Origin of the sequence: Pseudoalteromonas sp. 23_GOM-1509m, assembly GCF_000518425.1 — a bacterium.
GTDB lineage: Bacteria > Pseudomonadota > Gammaproteobacteria > Enterobacterales > Alteromonadaceae > Pseudoalteromonas > Pseudoalteromonas tetraodonis.
Map to the genome: position 1 here is coordinate 83262 of NZ_KI912432.1, position 20889 is coordinate 104150.

Sequence of the window (20889 nt, forward strand, 5' to 3'; positions counted from 1 at the left end):
AGGAACCACTATGAGTACAATTCGTCAGCAAGACTTTATTGATAGCATTGAAGATGCCTTGCAATACATCTCGTTTTACCATCCTCTTGATTTTGTTCAAGCACTAGAGAAAGCGTATAACAAAGAACAAAGTAAAGCCGCTAAAGATGCGATTGCGCAAATTTTAATTAACTCGCGTATGTCGGCAGAAGGTAAGCGCCCACTGTGTCAAGATACCGGGATCATCACTTGTTTCGTAAAAGTAGGGATGGATGTTAATTGGGATAAAACCGACTTAACAGTACAACAAATGGTTGATGAGGGAACGCGTCGTGCGTACTTAAATCCAGATAACCCTTTACGTGCATCGATTGTTGCAGATCCTGCGGGAACACGTAAAAACACTAAAGATAATACGCCATCAGTGGTTCACATTGACTTAGTTGCAGGCGATAAAGTCGAAGTGATGGTCGCTGCTAAGGGCGGCGGCTCAGAAAACAAAAGTAAAATGGTGATGTTAAACCCATCTGACGATGTGGCTGAGTGGGTAGAAAAAACGCTACCAACAATGGGGGCGGGTTGGTGTCCACCAGGCATGCTAGGCATAGGTATTGGTGGCACGGCAGAAAAAGCAGCGGTAATGGCCAAAGAGTCATTAATGGATCCGGTTGATATTCATGAACTAATTGAGCGCGGCGCAGAAACAACAGAAGAAAAGCTGCGTTTAGAAATCTTTGAACGTGCGAATAAACTAGGTATTGGTGCGCAAGGCCTTGGCGGTTTAACCACGGTTGTTGATATTAAAATTAAAACGGCGCCAACTCACGCGGCTTCAAAGCCAGTGGTTATGATCCCAAATTGTGCTGCTACGCGCCACGTTCACTTTACCCTTGATGGTTCAGGTCCTGCGAATTTAAAAGCACCTAAATTAGAAGATTGGCCAGAAGTGACTTTCGAAGTGGGTGAGGGCACACGCCGTGTTAATTTAGATACTCTTACTAAAGAAGACACTAAAGAATGGAAAATGGGTGAAACCGTTTTACTCTCAGGTACTATTTTAACGGGTCGAGATGCTGCTCATAAACGTCTGCAAGATATGATCAACTCAGGGGAAGGTTTACCTGAAGGTGTTGATTTTGATAACAAGTTTATTTATTACGTTGGCCCTGTGGATGCAGTAGGCGATGAAGCAGTAGGCCCAGCGGGTCCCACAACGGCAACACGTATGGATAAATTTACCGATATGATGTTAGAAAAAACCGGCATCGTGGGTATGATAGGTAAAGCTGAACGAGGCCCTGCAACGGTTGAGTCTATTAAAAAGCACCAGTCAGTGTATTTGATGGCGGTAGGCGGTGCGGCTTACTTAGTATCTAAAGCTATTAAAAAAGCACGTGTTGTTGCCTTTGAAGATTTAGGTATGGAAGCTATCTACGAATTTGAAGTAGAAGATATGCCAGTAACAGTTGCCGTAGACAGTGAAGGAGCAAATGCTCACACCCAAGGCCCTGCTATTTGGAAAGCAAAAATTGAAGAGCTAGACAGCAAAATGAAGTAAATTTTTACTTAAAAAGCAATCATATAAGCGAGCACTGTGTGCTCGCTTTTTTATTTACTTTTACATTTGCAAAGACTTATACACCTCAGACCAGTTTATGCTGCGTAGGCAATTAGTGTATAAGCCATTGTATTTTAAGCTGTAGTATACTTTTTTAGGGTGTATGGTTAAGTTTACAAATAACTGCAAGGTGACGTTCACGTAAGCGTAAGCTTTAATTGCGATGGTGTTTTTAGCTTTTATACTTAATCAAATGGTTATTTTTGGAATTTTTATGCTTACTTTTAACGATAAGTCATTTTATTTTTCACTTTGACGCGCTTTATTTGGTTTATCTACTCATAGTGTGGCGAACCATTAACTGAAGTGATAAAGTCTCGACAATTTGTAGCGTGCTTGCCCAAAAGGGCCCATTATTTTCGGAGTATTTAAAGTGGTTGTATTTAATCAAGTTGAATTTGATAACCATGAACAAGTGGTTTTTTGTTCAGACAAAGCGTCTGGTTTGAAGGCCATTATTGCGGTACATAACACAAACTTAGGCCCTGCGGTAGGCGGTTGTAGAATGTGGGATTATGCTAACGATGAAGACGCAGTATATGATGTGCTGCGTTTATCAAAAGGGATGACCTATAAAAATGCCGTAGCACGCTTGCCATTTGGTGGTGGTAAATCGGTTATTATTGGTAATGCCAAAGAAATCAAATCTGAGCAGTTATTTCGCGCATTTGGTCGCCAGTTAGAGCGACTAAATGGTAGCTATTACTCAGCAGAAGATGTAAACATTACCTGTGATGATGTGGCGTTAATGAACAAAGAAACAAATTACGTGCTAGGCCTTGAAGGAAAAAGTGGTAACCCTTCGCCGTTTACAGCCTATGGTACGTTTTTGGGCATGAAAGCAGCGCTTAACCATCAACGCGGTATTAAAGACTTTTCTGGTATTAAAGTTGCGGTGCAAGGTTTAGGTGCAGTAGCTTATGGATTATGTAAACATTTAGCACAAGCCGGTGCTGAGTTATTTGTTACCGATATTAATCAAGCTGCAGTAGAACGTGTAGTAAATGATTTTGGCGCAACCGCAGTTGGTATTGATGAAATATACGACCTAAATGTGGATGTTTATGCACCCTGTGCATTAGGTGCCACTATTAATGACACAACAATCCCACGCTTAAAAGCAACGATAGTAGCAGGCTGTGCAAACAATCAACTTGCTGAATCACGCCATGGTGAAATTTTACGTGAAAAAGGTATTTTATATGCGCCTGATTATGTAATAAATGCAGGTGGTATTATTAACGTTTATTACGAAACTGCACCAGAGGGTTACAGTAAAGAGGCTTCTAATAAACACGTAGAAAGAATTTACGATACACTTAGTGAAATTTTTACCCGTAGTGAAAAAGAGCAAAAATCAACGCATTTAATTGCCGATGAACTGGCACAAGAAATTATTGAAAACGGACTTTAAGTTTCCACTCGGTTTAAAATAGGAGCGAAATACGCTCCTTTTTTACACCTTATGTAAGACTTTGGTATAACTACACCCAAAGCGTCATTTTAGTTAATGCGAATATAGATAAAGCACGGTAAAATTTAGTTTTACACTTTATCTATATTTTATGTCCTCTACTGATTTTTCTATTACCCCTCTTGATTTTGAGCAATGGCCTCGAAAGCAACACTTTGAGTTATTTCAGCAGTTCACTCAGCCTTATTTTAATGTGTGCGTACAACTGAATGCGAAAAAGTTATATACCGCCTGTAAACAAGCTAATATTGCTTTTTTTCATAGTTATATTTATTGCTTATTAAAAGTCTGTCATCAGTATGAGCCGATGATGCTGCGCATTATTAACCAAAAACCTTGTTACTTAAGTGCTACGCGGGCAAGTGTAGTCGAGCTTGCCGATGATGAGTCGTTTCGCTTTAGTTATTTTAAATTACACGGGTCGTTAAATGAATTTGCCAGTGAGGCGAAAGCTATTAGCAATACCACAAAATTAAACCCACTGTTTTCTGATGCGTTTGCAGCAACTGAAGGGCAAGCAGATTTAATTCATGTTTCTGTATTACCTTGGTTAAACTTTAGCAGCTTTTCGCATGCATTTACCCACGGTCAAAGTAATGGTATTCCTAAATTTGTGTTTGGCCAATACAACACTGAGACAGGTAAAATGCCGCTTGCTATTGATGTTCATCATGCGTTGTTGGATGGGCTTCATGTCGCTAAATTTATAAAGCAATTGCAGTATACATTTGATAATTTATGTAATAATAATTAATGAAAAAGTTGTAAATTTTATGTTATTATTTGCCAGCAGTGCTTTTAACTTAAATTGTCACTCTAAACTTACCCAAATATAAAAATTAATAATTATAATTATAAAGGCAATATCTGATGAATCGCTTAGTGATTTTATGTATTTTGTTGGTGATTTTTTCTGTTGACGCACAACAGCAGACTCGTTTGCCGTTACGTGATTATTTTTTTGAAACTTGGAATACACGTACGGGTCTTCCTCACAATAGCATTAATAGCCTTGCACAAACACAAGATGGGTATCTATGGGTGGGTACTTGGGAAGGACTTGCCCGCTTCAATGGCCAAGAGTTTAAGTTATTTACTCGCTCCGAAATTACTGACTTGCCTGACTCAGGCGTACGTGCGCTAACCCCTACATCTGATAGCGGTTTACTTATTGCAGGGGCGCGCGGCGGTATTAGCTTATATCAACATCGCCAATGGGACACGCAACCACCTGCCCAAGCTATGGTTAATCATATATTTAAAAGTAAAAATGATAACTTGTGGCTAGCGCTTGAGAATGATGGTGTGTTTTATCGTTCAGCTAGTAGCACTCAAGACATCCCAATAATACAAAATGTCAGTGCGTATCGAATCATTGAAGACCCCAAGGGGGTTATATGGGCAGCAACCAGTGATGGCCTGTATAAAATAGTCAACTACAAACCCACTTTGATGACGCCACAACAAGGGTTACCAGATGCTCCCGTATATACCTTATTAATCACCCGTGAAGGTCGACTCATTATAGGAAGTGAAAGAGGGGCACGAATCCTTAATGGCGAGCTATTTGAATCGCCTCACCCACAACTCGACGCGGAATCTATTTCCAGTTTGTTAGAAGATGATCATGGGGATCTGTGGTTTGGCACCATTAATAAAGGTGTTTTTAGGCTTAGCGTCGATGGTTTAGAGCAATTAGATGCTAAAAATGGTTTACCCGCCAACCGTATTCTTTCTTTGTTACAAGACAGAGAAAATAGTATTTGGGTAGGCACCAATGCTGGTGTATTTAGGTTAAGAGAAGCGCCGTTTTCATCGTGGGGCAAAAAGCGAGGCTTATCTAGCGATTATGTGCGTACGGTATTGTCACATTCTGATGGCAGTTTATGGATAGGCGGAAGCACAGGCTTAGATCGGCTGCAAAACAATCAGATCAGCCATATTAAAGGCACTAAACAAGGCTCGCCATATTCAGTATTAAGCTTACTAGAGCAAAACCAAGGTGATGTCTGGGTAGGCACATACACCTCGGGTGTTTTAAAAGTGGTTAATAACGAACTCATACCTTATTTAAACCGTGATAATGGCTTAGGTAGTAATGAAGTAAGATCTTTACTTTTTGATTCAAAAAATCGCTTATGGATAGGCTCGGCCATGGGGCTGACACGCGTTAATACCGACGGTAGCTTAAACCAATTTACTAATGAAAAAGAGCTGCCGAGTGGGTTTATTTTAGCCTTGAGTGAAGATAACTCAGCTAATATTTGGGTAGGAACCGGTAATGGGGTCGTGGTTTATGACACTCAAACTGACGTGTTTAATCCTGTTGAGTTTCCTGCTGAATTTGCCGCCCAATATGCGTTTGGCTTTTACATTGACGATAAATACACGTGGATGGCTACCGATCGCGGCTTAGTTCGTTATCAGCATTCAAACGCAAAGATGACTATTTTAGGGCGTGAATTAGGTTTACCCGTTGATAAGCTTTTTCAAATTGTGCCGTTTAAAGACTCACTTTGGCTATCAAGTAACCGTGGCATTATTGAAGTCAATTATAAGCAGGTAAATGAGCTGCTTGATTCAAAATCTAACAATAGAGGTACGCTCGCCTTTCAATTATACGATGAGGGTGATGGCATGCTCAGTGCACAAGCAAATGGCGGTTCAACCCCCTCTGCAACCGCTCATTCAGATGGCACAATTTGGTTTGCTACCGCAAAAGGGGTGAGTACAGTAAAACCGGAACGCTTAAAAGAAGCCACTAAAATAGCGTTACCAACAATTGTTGAAAGCTTTTCTGTTGATGGTAAACCAACGTCGTTACCTATAGACGGTGAAACTATTATTTTACCACCAGGGGTGACGCGCTTGTCATTTCAATACGCGGGACTGAGCTTTATTATGCCGCAGCGATTAAACTTTCAAACAAAATTGGAAGGCTTTAATAACGAATGGATCAACCGTCAACACATAGCGACTGCTGAATACACTAACTTACCTGCGGGCAAGTATTCTTTTGCTGTACGTGCAGCCTATCCAAATACTGATTGGCAACAAAATCACAAAGTCGTTAACTTTGAAATTCAATCGCACTTTTGGCAAAAAACAAGCTTTAAGTTGTTTATGTTTTTTCTTTTTGTGGTGGTGATATATAGCGCTTATCGCTACCGCTTATATCGTTATAAACAAGTTGAAAAGGAATTAACGAGTCGAGTGGTGAAGCAAACGCAAGCACTGCAAGAGCAAGCCAGTGCCTTTGCGTATCAAGCCACACACGATCAGCTTACCGATTTACCGAATCGCCGCGCATTTGATGGATGGCTGGCGGATAACTTTTTAGACTTTAAAGCATGTAATAAATCACTTGCTATCGCTATTATGGATATTGATCACTTTAAACGGATTAACGATGGTTGGTCACACCTCATAGGTGATCAGGTTATATGTGAAGTAGCTAACATTCTTAAAGCGCACTGCGAAGGTGAGCAAGAGGTAGCTCGCTGGGGCGGCGAAGAGTTTACTTTTGTGTTTCCTGATACGAGTGCAGTGCAGGCACAAGAAATGTGCGAGAAGTTACGCAAATGTATTGAAAATAAAAACTTTTCAAATATCGCAGAAGGCCTCAGCGTAACCGTGAGTTTTGGTGTTTCTGACTCTGGTGATGTTGATGATTATGACCGATTATTATCACGGGCTGACCAAGCTTTGTATAAGGCAAAAAACAATGGCCGAAATCGAACTGAAGTGATGTGATTGAAAAACAGCCTCACTGCACCCATTACTATTTTAATAATACGGGCGCAGTATTTTGGCGTTAAAGCTAAATGGTTTGATTTAGGACGACCCAATGATAAATGGGCTATTAATTTTTGTTTTAATTGTATTTATTATAATGTTTTGGCGCTGGCCTGATATTCAAAATGCCGTGTGGCACCGTAAATACAGTGATTTATTGTTAAGTGAGCAACAACACACGTTGTTACTGCGTGCTATGCCCATATACAACAAAATGACCGATGCAGAGCGAGCCAAGTTAGCATCCCATATTGTGTGGTTTTTAAATGAAAAGCGTTTTGTTGGCTGCGATGGGTTGCAACTAACGGAGGCAATGAAACTCATTATTGCCGCCGATGCCTGCTTGCTGGTGCTTAACAAGCCTTGGCCTTTGTATAAAAACGTAAAAGAAATTTTACTCTACCCCAGCGCGTATTACGCGCCCCAATCAAGCCGCGATAACGCAGGCCTTGTCAGTTTTCATAATACAGTAAGGCAAGGTGAATCGTGGCCGGGGGGAACATTGGTGCTTAGCTGGCATGATGTGCTTGAGGGCAACCGCTTACCCAGTGATGGGCATAACTTAGTGTTTCATGAATTTGCACATCAACTTGATCAAGAAACCGGTAAAACCACCGGCACGCCACTACTTGCATCACAGGCAAAATACCAACAATGGGGGCGAGTGTTTAGCCGAGCGTTTTCGCAGTTAAAAACCCATGTTGCATATAGTATGCCGCATGTAATACATAGCTATGGAGCCACCAATGAGGCTGAGTTTTTTGCGGTGATCACCGAAACATTCTTAGAGAAACCTGCCGATTTACGCCGTGAAGACCCTGAAATTTACCATTTGCTAGTGGATTTTTATCAATTTGATCCTATTGTTTGGCACTGATTTTATGCACTTCATCCTATTACGCTGGTAACTTGCTGGCGTTTTTGTTGCAATCATGTAATAGATCAACACACAGCAACAATAATAAGTGAGATAAGCATGAAAAAAATGCTGCAAACAGCACTCGCGTTATCAGTTTCATTGGCATTAGGCCACGCACACGCAGAGCAAACGGATGAAAAAAAATGGCAAGTTGATTCACCTAAAGGGCAATTTGTTGATGCATCTATTAGTGTAGAGCAAGGCACATGGATGAATGTCGATATAAGTCCTGACGGAGAAACCTTAGTATTTGATTTACTGGGCGATATTTACACCATGCCAATGAGTGGTGGTAAAGCGACTAAAATAACCTCAGACATTGCATGGCAAATGCAGCCGCGCTTTAGCCCAGATGGCAAGCACATTGCTTTTACATCAGATCAAGGCGGTGGTGACAATATTTGGATAATGGATGTTAACGGCGAAAACCAAACCGCCGTCACTGACGAAACATTTAGATTACTCAATAGCCCTGCGTGGAGCCCTGATGGCGATTATTTAGTTGCACGTAAGCATTTTACCGCCAGTCGCTCGCTAGGTGCGGGTGAAGTTTGGCTTTATCACAAAGCCGGCGGTAAAGGGGTGCAACTGACTAAACGTGAAAACGATCAAAAAGATTTAGGTGAACCCATGTTTTCACCGGATGGTCGGTATGTTTATTTTTCTCACGATGCAACCCCGGGTAAAACTTTTCATTATTCAAAAGACTCTGTTGCCGGTATTTATAAAATTAAGCGTTATGACCGTGAAACAGGCGACATAGAAACCATTATAAGTGGCATGGGCGGGGCAATAAGACCGACGCCGTCGCCAGATGGTAAAAAACTAGCGTACATAAAGCGTGATGACTTTCAAACCAGCCTGTACTTATATGATTTAACCAGTGGTGAGCATACTAAGCTATACGACAAGCTAGAGCGCGATATGCAAGAAACGTGGGCGATTCATGGCGTATATCCGACTATTGCGTGGACCCCAGATAACGAAGAGCTGGTATTTTGGGCTGGTGGCACCCTTCATAAACTCAATGTCGATGATAAATCAGTTAGCGATATTGCATTTAAAGTAGACACCACGAAAAAAATTCAAAAAGCAGTGCGTTTTACTCAAAATATCGACACTGATGAGTTTGATGTAAAAATGCTGCGTAATGTGCAAATTAGCCCTGATGGTGAAACCGCACTTTTTGAAGCGCTTGGTTATATTTACAAGCGCGATTTAGAATCAGGAAAAATAAAGCGCTTAACTAAGCAAACCGATCATTATGAGTTATTCCCGCAGTATTCTCGTGATGGCAAAAACATTGTCTACACCACGTGGGATGATAACGAACAAGGCACCGTGCGTGTCGTCTCTGCACGCAGTGGTCGTGGCGACACTATTACACAAGAGCCGGGAAAATACGTAGAGCCAACATTTAGTCCAGATGGCAAAACCGTGGTGTATCGTAAAGCCAGCGGCGGCAGCATTTTAAACCCTAAGTGGTCACTGTATCCTGGGGTATACAGTGTTAGTGCTAAAGGCGGAAAAAGTGAGCTCATTTCTAAAAGTGGCTATCAACCTCAGTTTGGCAGTGCCAACGATCGTGTTTATATTATGAGCCCATGGCCTAAGCCGACATTAAGTGTGGTAGAGCTTGAAAGTAAAAAAGTACGTAAACTGTATGAGTCAGAGCACGCCACTGAATTTAGAGTCTCTCCTGATGGTGAGTATTTAGCTTTTGCTGAGCGCTTTAAAGTATTTGTTACTCCATTTGTAGAGCGCGGCAAAACGATAAATATTGGGCCCAAAGACAGTCAATTTCCAATTGAGCAGCTATCTGTACGCGCCGGTGAAAACATTAGCTGGAGTGCCAACAGCAATAAACTGTATTGGACACTGGGGCCTGAGCTTTACCATGCCAGTTTAGAGGGTATGTTTGCTATTAATAAAGCAGATGATAAAGACGTTAAAGTAAAAAGCGGGACTAATATCGGCTTTAGTAAAAAAATGGCTGAACCGCAGGGCATGATTGCATTAACTGGCGCTAAAATTATTACCATGGAGGGTGAAAAGGTCATTGAAAATGGCGTGATCATTACCGATGGCAAACATATCAAAGCCATTGGCACTGCTGCTGATGTGAGTATTCCTAAGGGGGCAAAGGTCATTGATGTAACAGGTAAAACAATTATGCCTGGCATTGTAGATGCCCATGCTCATGGCTCACAAGCCAGTGATGAAATTATCCCGCAGCAAAACTGGAAAAACTTAGCAGGTCTTGCGCTGGGTGTTACTACTATTCACGACCCATCAAACGATACCACTGAAATATTTACCGCGAGTGAAATGCAAAAAGCGGGGATGATCGTTGGTCCGCGTATTTTCTCTACCGGTACTATTTTATACGGCGCGAATATGCCTGGGTATACCTCGCATATTGACTCATTAGATGATGCTAAATTTCATTTAGAGCGTCTTAAAAAAGTGGGTGCGTTTAGTGTTAAATCTTATAACCAACCGCGCAGAGAGCAGCGTCAGCAAGTTATAGAAGCAGGGCGAATGCTTGAAATGATGGTAGTCCCTGAAGGGGGGTCATTATTACAACATAACTTGAGCATGGTAGTCGATGGTCATACAGGTATTGAACATTCAATTCCTGTTGAACATATTTATGACGATATTAAGCAGCTATGGTCACAAAGTGATGTAGGTTACACACCTACATTGGTGGTTGCCTATGGCGGTATTTGGGGTGAAAACTACTGGTATGATAAAACGGACGTATGGAATCATCCACGTTTAAGTAAATTTGTGCCTAAAAACCAATTATTACCGCGCTCAATGCGCCGAGTTAAAGCACCCGATCATCACTATAATCACTTTAACAATGCTCGCGTAGCGGCTGAGTTACAAGATTTAGGTGTACTTGTTAATTTGGGGGCGCATGGTCAACGTGAGGGGTTAGGTGCGCATTGGGAAATGTGGATGTTTGCCCAAGGCGGCATGACGCCACTGGAAGCAATTAGAGCATCGACACTCGATCCGGCAAAATATTTAGGCCTAGATAAAAATGTGGGTTCATTAGAGGTCGGTAAACTGGCAGATTTAATGGTTATTGATGGCGACCCACTGAAAAACATTCGTGATTCAGACAAAATTGATTACACCATGATCAACGGCCGTTTGTTCGACGCAGCCACCATGAACGAAGTAGGCAAAAAACAGCGTGAACCATTATTTTTTGAATAATGCAGCCATTTTTTAGTTAATAAGCGGCTATTTAGCCGCTTTTTTTATACTGTATTTACCTATTTAACTAACCGCTACTATCGCTTTTAAAATATTATCACTAGGTGGAGTCACTGTTACATCATGCATCACCCTCGCTCTACATATATAACCTTCCTTTAAAATAAGTAAGTGTTGCGTGGCTTCAATTGCTTTTTCTCTATTGTGAGCAAATTCAGGTGTTTCTAAAAGAGCTGATAGTATGATCTCAAAGTTCGCTTGCTTGTGCTGTTTGCAAAGTTTGGCAATAGGGTCGTTCTCTACAGGGTACTCAGCTGCAGTATTAATAAAAAAACAGCCATTAAAACACCCTAACTCTGAAACCTCATTATTAATCCACTTTTTCAGTCCGGCAAAAATTGCCTGTGCGACTAACATAGCACTTGGTTGTATACATATTTTTTTAAGCCAAGCGTTAAAGCAGATGTCACGTGAGACTAAACAAGCACAAATAAGCGCGTCTTTGCTTTCAAAGTGCTTATATAAGGTTTTTTTTGCAATGCCCGATACAGCTAAAATTTCATTAATACCAACAGCGTGTATACCCTTTTTATAAAAAAGACTCAGTGCCGTACTGATTATTTGTTGTTGTTTATCCATGATATTCCAAATTTGAGCAGTAAAAACACAGCTTGACATAGGTAGACCGACTTGTCTATATTGCAGGTGTAGACAAGTCGGTCTACTTTTGAGGAGGTAATATGCATAGTGAGCAAATAAAGTCGGCATTAATCGCAGGCGTTTTTTCTACTTTTGTTTTGGGGTTTTTGGCGTGGCTAAATTATATGGGTGATTACGGTATTTGGTTAATGGCGCCATTCGGCGCAACAGCTGTACTTGTTTTTGGCGTACCGCAGAGCCCGTTAGCTATGCCAAAAAACGTAATAGGGGGGCATATACTGACCGCAATGATTGGGGTTGTTTTTAGCTACTATAGTGCTGATAGTGCGATTATGATTGGGCTGGCTGTGGGTATTGCTATAACATTAATGATAATCACAAAAACTATTCACCCTGCTGCCGGCGCAAACCCTATCTTAATTATTGAGTCTGGCCAAAGTTGGGATTTTTTAATAATGCCAGTACTGGCAGGAACTGTATTTATAGTTTTGTCTGGCTTTGTTGCGAGGTGGTTTATTCAATACTTGATGGATAATAAATATAAAAAAACCGCTTAACGCGGTTTCTTTTATACAAAGCACTCAGCTGATCAAACAACACCGCGAGGTAGGCGGCAATCGTGATCTTTGCGAGCAAGCTCAACTATCCAAAGCTCTTCTGCTGTGTAGCCTTCTTCGTTTTGTTTGATCACGGTGAAAGGCGCTTTTTTCTGTGCTTTTACAGGAGCAGCTTTTTTAGTTTTTTTAGCAGGTGCTTTTACTGCAGCTTTTTTTGTAGACTTACCAGAGCTTAATTCTTTAGTCAGCTCTGCTACATCAGCTAGGCGCATGTTCTTGCCGCCATCAATGCTATACCAGCCAGGTTTAGTTGTTATTTCAGGTTTTTTACCGTTGGCAGCTTCATATGCAGCTTCAAAGGCAGATAACACTTCTGTTTTGTCTAGTTTGCTCATCAGAGACCCTATACGTTGTTTACACAGATAAAGAAGAGGTATTTATACCTATTTTAGAACTGTTTTTCAATTTTTTGCGATTTTCCTTTCATTTTTAGCGCATAACCGCCAAAATTTGTACAAAATTCAGTGCAAAGTAAGGTAAGTAGTATGCAACGTAGAGAATTTAATCAATTATTAAACACCCTGTTAAAGCCAGAAACCATTAACGATTTTTGTCCAAACGGGCTTCAGGTAGAAGGTAAAGATGAGATACGCACCATAGTAACGGGTGTAACGGCAAGCCAAGCACTTATTGATGCCGCGATTGAAAATAATGCCGATGCCATTTTGGTACACCATGGCTATTTTTGGAAAGGCGAGTCACAACCTATCACTGGCATGAAAAAACGTCGTGTGGCTGCGCTTTTAGCTAAAGACATCAATTTATTTGCCTATCATTTGCCATTAGATATTCACCCTGAAATGGGTAATAACGCACAGCTGGCGCAATTGCTCGATATTGAAATTGAAGCAGGCCTTGAGCCAACTAACAACAGTGTAGCGATGAAAGGACGTTTAAAAACACCGTTAACGGGCAGTGAATTTGCTAAAAAAATAAGCCAAGTGCTTAAGCGCGAGCCACTAACGAGTTTAGTACGTACTGATAAAATTGAAACCATCGCTTTGTGTACAGGTGGCGGGCAAGGCTATATCGACTTAGCAGCCGATCAAGGTATTGATGCTTACTTAACCGGTGAGGCATCAGAGCAAACCATTCACAGCTCACGCGAGCAAAATATCGACTTTTTTGCCGCAGGCCATCACGCCACCGAGCGCTACGGTATAAAAGCATTAGGCGAATATCTTGCTAAGCAACATGGCTTTGATGTGACATTTATTGACATAGACAATCCTGTGTAAACACATGACTTAAAAGTAATTTTATAAATAACCTACTTGTAACGTATTTCGGGTGGGTTATTTAAAATATAGCGTTCTAAATAGCTAATTTAGCAAACTATAGTAAGCCAGTATGTTGGTTTTTTATATACCCTTTTATCCTTTTTGTGAGTTAATTATTTTTGGCTTTATACATCCAAAAAATTGAATAAACGTAATAGGTATCAACTTACGCTCAGAGCCACGATTACATCCATTCTTATATTGCAAAAAACACAGATCTTTCACTGTACTTACCTCGTTTAAATTACAATGTTACTTTGCTTGCTACTAAGGTAGTTACTTTAAAGGAATGAAATGGAAGGGGTATTAGCTTTAATTGAGCAGTACGGGTTGTTGGTTTATCTGTTACTTTTTGGTTATTGTGCGTTAAAAAGTGGTTGGCTACCTTTGTTCGCAGGCTATGCTGCACATACTGGCGCACTAGATGTTGGTTTTGTTGCTTTGGCTACTTTTATGGGGGGATACTTGGGCGATGAATTACGTTTTGCTATAGCAAGAGCGTATGGCGCGGCATGGCTTGAAAAACCAGGCCGCCTTGGTCGATTATTTAAAACAGCCAGTGAGCTTGCTGAACGCCATGGCACAGCCTACATTTTTTTATATCGTTATCCTAAAGGATTACGCACGATTGGTGCCATTCCCGTAGGGCTTACAGCAATTAGTTGGCGCCGCTTTAGTGTGTTAAATGGATGCTCTGCACTGCTATGGGTTATTGTTTTAGTCGGTGGAGGCTACATTTTCGGTGCTACTTTTGATGCTTTAGGTGTTGAGAATTTAACAGCACTAAGTCTATTATTTCTTTGCGTATTTTTAGTGACACTGTACCGGCTTTGGAATAAAACAGCTGAGGTTAAAACCCTCTAAGAATAACAAAACACCCAACGCTACTATCAAACGAATATTCAGTTTGATTTTTTCATAACCCCCTTTGTAAAACGCAAATAATCGCGGTTTTTTAGGGGGAATTTACGCAGCGTAATAAGCGTTAACTTAATTAAAGTGCTTCAGGGTTAATTGTACGGCGTACATTTATCCACGCATTGCCAATAACTTCATGAGCATACTGGGTGACTACTAGTAGTGCTTTTGCATTGGGTATGAGTTGTTTATACCAAGGGAAAGCGGCAAAGTTGTGGTAGTCGGTTGCGGCGGGGATAACGTTAATGCCTTGCGCATTAAATAAATTTTTTGCTCTGGGCATATGGCTTACTGAGGTGACTAAAGCGACCTTGTAATCAACGAGTTTTGAGGCTAAAAGTTTTGCCTCTTGGGCGGTATCCATTGCGTTTGGATTTTGCACAATACGATTTTTATTAATACCTAAGCTAATCGCGGTTTTATACATTAACGCGCTGTTGGTGACTTTCTCATACCCCCCACCTGAAACAATCAGCTGCGCATGAGGGTAAATGTTAGCAAGTCTTATTCCTTCCACCAAACGGGTTAACGCACAATTACCTAACTGGCTGTTAGCACTCAATGCAGGGTTGGGGTTTATGTCACAGCCAAGCACCACAATTTTATCTATATTGGGGTGTTTAAGATAATTAAATGCCAATGAGGTTGGTTGGCTATTTTTAATCAGTAAGTTGGCCACCAAAGGGGTGCTGGCAAGTAGCAAGGTTAATAGGCTCATTAAAGATAAAGCGATTGTGACCTTTCGTTGTTTGAGCGCAAAAATAAGTAATATTAGGCTTACTAAACCCAACAAAGGTAACGGCATGAGCAAGCCGCCCAGTATTTTTTTTAGTTCAAGCATAATGAGCAACATGGTTAAGTATATTTATTAGCATGTTACTCATAAGTTTAAGGTTTATCGACCGTTATTTAATTTACAGGTGTTTAAAAAGTGACGATAAACTGGATTGTCTTTCATATCTTTTTTCATCGCTAAGTACATTGGACGCGTTAAACCAAGCGCGCCCAGTGGAATTGACTTAATTAACCCTTGGCTTTCATACGGGGTTACTAACCAATCGGGTAAGGCGGCCACACCCATACCTGCACTGACTAATTGAAATATAAGTAAACCTTGATCAACCGTTTTTAGCGTGCCGTCAAAACGCGCATTTTGGATGAAATGCTTAAATATATCCTGGCGCTCACGCGGAATAGGGTAAGAAATAATAGTTTCGCTTTTCAAATCAAGCGCAGTTACATAGGCTTTTTTCGCTAAGTCGTGATCTGGTGCCACAATCAGTTTCAGCTTAAAGTCAAACAAATGGGCGTATTCGAGTTTGTCAGGGTCGCGAATATCTGATGTAAGCACGAGATCTAATTCATCATTTAATAAGTCTGGGATAGCGTCGTAACTAAAGCCACGCTCGTAATCAATTTTTATATCAGGCCAAAAGTTATTAAATTCTTTGATAGTAGGCAATAACCAATGAAAACAGGCATGACATTCAACGCTTAAACGCAGCTGCGAAATAGGCTGGTTTAGGCTTTCTTTGAGTCGGCACTTGGTGGCTTCTAATTTAGGTAATATTTCGTGTGCTAATTCAAGTAATAACATACCTTGAGGTGTAAATCGGACTGGCTGAGTTTTACGCTCAAACAACTGGCAGTCTAATTTGTTTTCTAAATCTTTGATTTGATGTGATAAAGCTGACTGAGTTAAAAATAGTTCGCGGGCTGTATTGACGAGAGAACCCGTTTCTTTAAGGGTAGCAATTGTTTTTAAGTGTTTAATGTCAATCATCTTTAATAAATCTCATGGATATGGTGAGTATAGCTCAGATTCATTACATACTACGCCTTTACAAAAACCGTTTCAACGTCTGGATGGCTATAAAATTGCACTTTAGTGTGTTTTTTACTGCGAACATTAAGTTTTTTAACTTTGTTGAGTCAAACAGTGTTTAGTTTTTTATTTATTGTTGAATTTGTCTCATGTTTGTTTGAGTTTTTTATTAATGATTATTGTTCTGGTAACAGATAACTTTATTGTCATGTAACTCTCTAAAATAAGTAGGTTATAGCGCGACATTAATATTTAGATGTTTCATAGCGAGGTTAAAATGCGAATTAAAATTTACGGCGAAGGGCTTGGCAGGCAAAAGCTCAGTAAACGCAACTGAGGTGTAAAGGATACACGATTGAAAAAAGCAGTGAATGCTAGGATTGAATGATTAGGGCTACTCATTGGCATACATTAATACCAATTCGTATACGCCTTTAAATAATATAATGTATTAAAGCATTCGCTAACGGGGTTAAAGATTTTTATTAAGAACAATGTGACATAAAACTAATTATAAGGTTTTCTACTGGTTAAATAGACCCTTACTTAAGTAAGCAGTTCTAAGGCAGGTTGCAAAAAGCTATAGAGTGACGTTGCATGAGTTAGTGTTGGCAAAAGCGTAAAAGAAATTACTGTGATTTTTAAAAGCCAGCAACCCTGGCTTATTAATTAAAGAGGGCTATGTATTAGTAAAATAGCTTCTTTTGCTGTAACAGGTTTAGACTTTAAAAAGCCTTGGCCATAATCACATTGGGTTTTTTGCAAAATAGCGAGTTGTTCAGGGCTTTCTATCCCTTCTGCTATAACAATAAGATCTAATGAAATGGCTAAGGTTAAAATAGCATCAATCAATGGATTGGCCGTGGTTTTTAAATTGTCGATAAAGCTTTTATCAATTTTAAGGACATGAATAGGCAGTTGATGCAAGTAACCAAGGGCAGAGTAACCGGTGCCAAAGTCATCTAAACAGAGCAATACTTTTAAAGGCGATAATCCTTGAATAATTTGTGTTGCTAACTCTAAATTTTCAATCAATCCCGATTCGGTTATTTCTAGACATAATGAGCCTAAAGGTAGTTGATGTTTTTTGTAGATTGCATGAAGCTGATCCACAAACTCTAAACTTGCGAAGTGGCGAGATGAAACATTAACCGTAACGCGTAAAAAACGATGCCCTTGTTGTTGCCATAAAGCGATATGCTGTGCTGCAAGGTCGAGCAAATGCAAATCTAAATTGATAATCTGCCCCGTTTTTTCTGCAATGGGGATAAAGTCACCTGGCGATACAAACCCTTTTCGTGGGTGATGCCAACGTACTAAAGCTTCAAACCCCATAACGTCACTGCTAGTAATGTTAAAAATAGGCTGAAAATACAGTTCAAACTCATCATGCTCAATACCGTGTTGTAAATCATTTTCAAGGTCGGCATGTGTTTTTAACTTGTTACGCATGACATTATTAAAAAACTTAACTTGGCCACGCCCTGATGATTTTGCTTCGTACATAGCCGCGTCTGATTGCTGTAATAAAACAAATGCTTCATCGTTTACATTATCGCTAAATGCAACGCCAATACTGGTAGAGGGTTGCAGTAAATGACCATCAATATCAATGGGATCTGACAGGGCGGTTTTTATTCGAGCGAGGGCATCGTTTACTTGGTCACGATGACTGAGATTTTCCATAAAAATAGCAAACTCATCGCCACCTAAGCGAGAAAAGGTATCAGTATTGCGAACGGTTTGAGTAATCAATTTACAAATAGCAATTAAAAAATGGTCACCTACTTCATGGCCTAACGAATCATTAATACTTTTGAAGCGATCAAAATCAAGGTAGAGCAGAGCATGAAAAGTACCTTTTTTAGCGCGATTCAAGCGTAAAATTGCATGCTTCATTCTTTCTATTAGTAACGAACGATTGGCAAGCCCTGTTAGTTCATCATGCAGTGCTTTGTGCTCGAGTTCTTGGCGAGCTAAATGCCTGTCTATAACCATACTTATTTGTCGGCTCACATACGTCAACAGCGAGCTATCATGTTCGTTGTAGTAATGTTGCTTGTCATAGCTTTGTACGACAATAACGCCACTCATGCGCTCATTAACTTTATATGGTACACCAAGCCAAGAGTCTGCTAGTTCACCGACCAATTTAAAGTGGCCTTGCTCTATATAGTGTCGGTATTGCTCTTTATTAAGCAGTAAAGGGCGCTCGTTAATTAATAAATAGTAAGAGGCTGTTTCTTTTAACTGATTTTTTGAAATAATTTTATGCGTGTTTGTTTGTACACCGCCTTCAACGGTATAGACAAAATCTAGAACATCTTCTTTCTTATCATACAAAGCAATAAAAAAGTTACTTGCATTAAGGAGGCTATCAATAATCACATGCAGCGATTTAAAAAAGGTATCTAAATTTTGTGCTTTATAGGTTAAGTTAGCTATTTGCAGTAGGCTACTTTCTAATTTTTGCGCATTATTAAGTTGCCGAACGGTATCTTGCAAGCTGTTGACGGTATTCACTTGATTTATTTTTGCGCTTAGTAAGTGGGCAACGGTAGTTAAAATTTCTAAATGTGAACTGGTAAAGTAATTTTTTATTGGGTGTTCACAGTCAATTACGCCGAGTACTTTATCTTTATATATTAGAGGCACACACAGCTCTGATTGCGCAGGGCGCTCATCAGCAATGTAGCGGCTGTCTTTAGTTACATCGCCTATTATTAAAGCTTGCCCAGTTGATGCAGCATAGCCCGTTATCCCCTCATTAAAGCGGATTAACTTTCGTTCTGACTGGTAACTAGTGTGTTCGCTTTCAATACCCATAGACGCCACTTGATTTAGCGTAGATTGGCTGTCATCGGCTAAATAAATCACGCAGTCGACAAATCCAAGTCGATTAACAACTTGTGTGGTGACATAACTAAAGAGCGCTTCTAACGTATTCAGTTGCAATAAACTTGAGGAGAACTGATTGATTATACTCAATTGATCCGTTTTAGTTTCGAGCGCTTTAGTAGTATCGATAGTGTTCGACATAGGCAACGAAGGTAGGCCTTATAATTATTATTAAAGGTACATACGTTAACCTAATATTAACCTTTCTACAAAATAAAACGATAAATGAGAAGCGTGAAGTGTAAAGTTTACTTTATATATAGTATCTAAGGATTATTTTTAATAAGGTCTTTACTCGAAAACCCCATATGCCTATGATCAGTTAACTTAAGCATTAGGATTTTACGATGACGAGCAAAATGACAACTCTAACGATTACTAGGCCCGATGATTGGCATGTACATTTACGCGACGGGGATCAGCTAAAAGATACAGTACGTGATATCAGTCGTTATATGGGCCGCGCGATCATTATGCCAAACCTAGTACCGCCAGCCACGTGTACTGAAACCGCATTATCGTACCGAGAGCGCATTATGGCAGCGAAACCTCAAGGGCAGTTTGAGCCACTAATGGTACTTTATCTTACTGATAAAACGACACCAGAAGAGATAAAAAAGGCAAAAGCAACGGGTAAAATATTTGCAGCTAAATTGTACCCAGCGGGTGCAACCACAAATTCAGATTCTGGCGTAACATCGGTTAAAAATATTTATCCGGTGTTAAAAGCAATGCAAGAAGTTGGCATGCTGTTACTCGTCCACGGTGAAGTAACCGACTCGTCTATTGATATATTTGATCGTGAAAAAGTGTTTTTAGAGACTATTTTAGGCGATGTTGTCGTTGACTTCCCTGAGCTTAAAATTGTTCTTGAACACATAACAACGAAAGATGCGGTAGAATTTGTAGAAAGTGCCTCTGATAACGTAGCCGCTACAATTACTGCGCATCATTTGCTATACAACCGTAACCATATGTTAGCAGGGGGCATTCGCCCACATTACTATTGTTTACCTATATTAAAGCGAAACATTCATCAGCAAGCACTTATGGCGGCAGCAACGAGTGGCAATAAAAAATTCTTTTTAGGCACTGATTCAGCGCCACATTATAAAGATAAAAAAGAAGCTGCATGCGGTTGTGCAGGTGCTTACACTGCACATGCTGCTATTGAACTTTATGCAGAAGCTTTTGAAGAGGCTGGTGCGCTTGATAAGTTAGAGGGCTTTGCAAGCCATTTTGGTCCAGATTTTTATGGCTTAGCGCGTAACACCGACACTATTACCTTAGAAAAATCGCCTTGGACAGTGCCGGCAAGCTACTCGCTAGGTGACTCTGAAGTAGTACCAATCAAAGCCGAGAGCGTTATCGACTGGCAAGTTAAATAGTTAATATTTAAACACTAAACTTTAAACCACCTTAAATTCAAGGTGGTTTTTTATTTTAAGTGGCTAAAAAACATACTGATAAAAACTATTTTAAAGCAATTGTAATCTGTTTATAAAAAATACAATATTTTGCTTGTTATTTTCTATAAAAATTAAAAGGTTACACCGTCGTTAGTAAAACAATGAAACTTCAAAAATAAATCCTAATTAATAGAGCTAAAAAAATTTTAATGTGTTAATCTTAATTGGCTTTGAGTTTTTGCGTATTGAATTACGGTATTGTGCTG

15 protein-coding genes are annotated in these 20889 nt (G+C 40.1%); 10 read left to right on the plus strand and 5 right to left on the minus strand.

The features are described 5' to 3' along the window. The first annotated feature begins 10 nt into the window (after window positions 1-10). The 6 genes from N523_RS0110970 (at window position 11) to N523_RS0111000 (ending at window position 11016) form a co-directional block, all read left to right on the plus strand. Window positions 11-1537 (plus strand): fumarate hydratase, encoded by a 1527-nt coding sequence (locus tag N523_RS0110970; RefSeq protein ID WP_008112774.1) that lies wholly within the window; start codon window positions 11-13, stop codon window positions 1535-1537. A 433-nt stretch (window positions 1538-1970) separates the two neighbouring features. After that, window positions 1971-3011: a Leu/Phe/Val dehydrogenase gene (locus tag N523_RS0110980; protein ID WP_028835045.1), complete on the plus strand. Its 1041-nt coding sequence runs from the start codon at window positions 1971-1973 to the stop codon at window positions 3009-3011. Window positions 3012-3162: 151 nt separating this feature from the next. Next, window positions 3163-3825: a CatA-like O-acetyltransferase gene (locus N523_RS0110985; protein WP_028835046.1), complete on the plus strand. Its 663-nt coding sequence runs from the start codon at window positions 3163-3165 to the stop codon at window positions 3823-3825. Between the two features lie 116 nt (window positions 3826-3941). Further along, entirely contained in the window at window positions 3942-6824 is a 2883-nt protein-coding gene (locus N523_RS0110990) for a ligand-binding sensor domain-containing diguanylate cyclase (protein ID WP_028835047.1), read from the plus strand. Between the two features lie 94 nt (window positions 6825-6918). Further along, entirely contained in the window at window positions 6919-7743 is an 825-nt protein-coding gene (locus N523_RS0110995; RefSeq protein WP_013465218.1) for a M90 family metallopeptidase, read from the plus strand. A gap of 99 nt (window positions 7744-7842) precedes the next feature. Then, window positions 7843-11016 carry an amidohydrolase family protein gene (locus N523_RS0111000; RefSeq protein WP_028835048.1) on the plus strand — a complete coding sequence of 1058 codons (3174 nt, stop codon included), beginning with the start codon at window positions 7843-7845 and terminating at the stop codon, window positions 11014-11016. A gap of 63 nt (window positions 11017-11079) precedes the next feature. Here N523_RS0111000 and N523_RS0111005 read toward each other — a convergent pair whose 3' ends face one another. Next, complete coding sequence (locus N523_RS0111005; protein WP_013465216.1) at window positions 11080-11655, minus strand: TetR/AcrR family transcriptional regulator; 576 nt, start codon at window positions 11653-11655, stop codon at window positions 11080-11082. 101 nt (window positions 11656-11756) lie between these two features. On the opposite strand from N523_RS0111005, the gene N523_RS0111010 reads away from it, so the two are divergent. Next, complete coding sequence (locus N523_RS0111010) at window positions 11757-12233, plus strand: HPP family protein (protein ID WP_013465215.1); 477 nt, start codon at window positions 11757-11759, stop codon at window positions 12231-12233. A 32-nt stretch (window positions 12234-12265) separates the two neighbouring features. Here N523_RS0111010 and N523_RS0111015 read toward each other — a convergent pair whose 3' ends face one another. Then, window positions 12266-12628 carry a hypothetical protein gene (locus tag N523_RS0111015; RefSeq protein ID WP_013465213.1) on the minus strand — a complete coding sequence of 121 codons (363 nt, stop codon included), beginning with the start codon at window positions 12626-12628 and terminating at the stop codon, window positions 12266-12268. 150 nt (window positions 12629-12778) lie between these two features. On the opposite strand from N523_RS0111015, the gene N523_RS0111020 reads away from it, so the two are divergent. Both N523_RS0111020 and N523_RS0111025 read left to right on the plus strand, forming a co-directional pair. Continuing rightward, window positions 12779-13531 carry a Nif3-like dinuclear metal center hexameric protein gene (locus tag N523_RS0111020; RefSeq protein ID WP_028835049.1) on the plus strand — a complete coding sequence of 251 codons (753 nt, stop codon included), beginning with the start codon at window positions 12779-12781 and terminating at the stop codon, window positions 13529-13531. 336 nt (window positions 13532-13867) lie between these two features. Further along, window positions 13868-14437 (plus strand): DedA family protein, encoded by a 570-nt coding sequence (locus N523_RS0111025; RefSeq protein ID WP_013465211.1) that lies wholly within the window; start codon window positions 13868-13870, stop codon window positions 14435-14437. A 130-nt stretch (window positions 14438-14567) separates the two neighbouring features. Here the strand turns inward: N523_RS0111025 and N523_RS0111030 are convergent, their stop codons facing one another. The 3 genes from N523_RS0111030 to N523_RS0111040 all read right to left on the minus strand — a co-directional run bounded on the left by N523_RS0111030 (window position 14568) and on the right by N523_RS0111040 (window position 19355). Continuing rightward, a complete protein-coding gene (locus N523_RS0111030; RefSeq protein WP_028835050.1) occupies window positions 14568-15332 on the minus strand; it encodes a YdcF family protein in 765 nt (254 codons plus the stop codon). Window positions 15333-15386: 54 nt separating this feature from the next. Further along, window positions 15387-16274, minus strand: coding sequence for a LysR family transcriptional regulator (locus tag N523_RS0111035; protein WP_008114241.1), 888 nt, complete (start codon window positions 16272-16274; stop codon window positions 15387-15389). Between the two features lie 711 nt (window positions 16275-16985). Next, a complete protein-coding gene (locus N523_RS0111040; RefSeq protein WP_028835051.1) occupies window positions 16986-19355 on the minus strand; it encodes a bifunctional diguanylate cyclase/phosphodiesterase in 2370 nt (789 codons plus the stop codon). A gap of 206 nt (window positions 19356-19561) precedes the next feature. Between N523_RS0111040 and pyrC the strand changes: the two genes are divergently transcribed. Further along, a complete protein-coding gene (pyrC, locus tag N523_RS0111045; RefSeq protein ID WP_028835052.1) occupies window positions 19562-20602 on the plus strand; it encodes a dihydroorotase in 1041 nt (346 codons plus the stop codon). Window positions 20603-20889 lie beyond the last annotated feature (287 nt).

Excerpts from the sequence above, each read along its gene's own strand:
- N523_RS0110970 (WP_008112774.1), top strand. The coding sequence starts at position 11 with ATGAGTACAATTCGTCAGCAAGACTTTATTGATAGCATTGAAGATGCC.
- N523_RS0110985 (WP_028835046.1), top strand. The coding sequence starts at position 3,163 with ATGTCCTCTACTGATTTTTCTATTACCCCTCTTGATTTTGAGCAATGG.
- N523_RS0110990 (WP_028835047.1), top strand. The coding sequence starts at position 3,942 with ATGAATCGCTTAGTGATTTTATGTATTTTGTTGGTGATTTTTTCTGTT.
- N523_RS0110995 (WP_013465218.1), top strand. The coding sequence starts at position 6,919 with ATGATAAATGGGCTATTAATTTTTGTTTTAATTGTATTTATTATAATG.
- N523_RS0111000 (WP_028835048.1), top strand. The coding sequence starts at position 7,843 with ATGAAAAAAATGCTGCAAACAGCACTCGCGTTATCAGTTTCATTGGCA.
- N523_RS0111005 (WP_013465216.1), bottom strand. The coding sequence starts at position 11,655 with ATGGATAAACAACAACAAATAATCAGTACGGCACTGAGTCTTTTTTAT.
- N523_RS0111010 (WP_013465215.1), top strand. The coding sequence starts at position 11,757 with ATGCATAGTGAGCAAATAAAGTCGGCATTAATCGCAGGCGTTTTTTCT.
- N523_RS0111015 (WP_013465213.1), bottom strand. The coding sequence starts at position 12,628 with ATGAGCAAACTAGACAAAACAGAAGTGTTATCTGCCTTTGAAGCTGCA.
- N523_RS0111020 (WP_028835049.1), top strand. The coding sequence starts at position 12,779 with ATGCAACGTAGAGAATTTAATCAATTATTAAACACCCTGTTAAAGCCA.
- N523_RS0111025 (WP_013465211.1), top strand. The coding sequence starts at position 13,868 with ATGGAAGGGGTATTAGCTTTAATTGAGCAGTACGGGTTGTTGGTTTAT.
- N523_RS0111030 (WP_028835050.1), bottom strand. The coding sequence starts at position 15,332 with ATGCTTGAACTAAAAAAAATACTGGGCGGCTTGCTCATGCCGTTACCT.
- N523_RS0111035 (WP_008114241.1), bottom strand. The coding sequence starts at position 16,274 with ATGATTGACATTAAACACTTAAAAACAATTGCTACCCTTAAAGAAACG.
- N523_RS0111040 (WP_028835051.1), bottom strand. The coding sequence starts at position 19,355 with ATGTCGAACACTATCGATACTACTAAAGCGCTCGAAACTAAAACGGAT.
- pyrC (WP_028835052.1), top strand. The coding sequence starts at position 19,562 with ATGACGAGCAAAATGACAACTCTAACGATTACTAGGCCCGATGATTGG.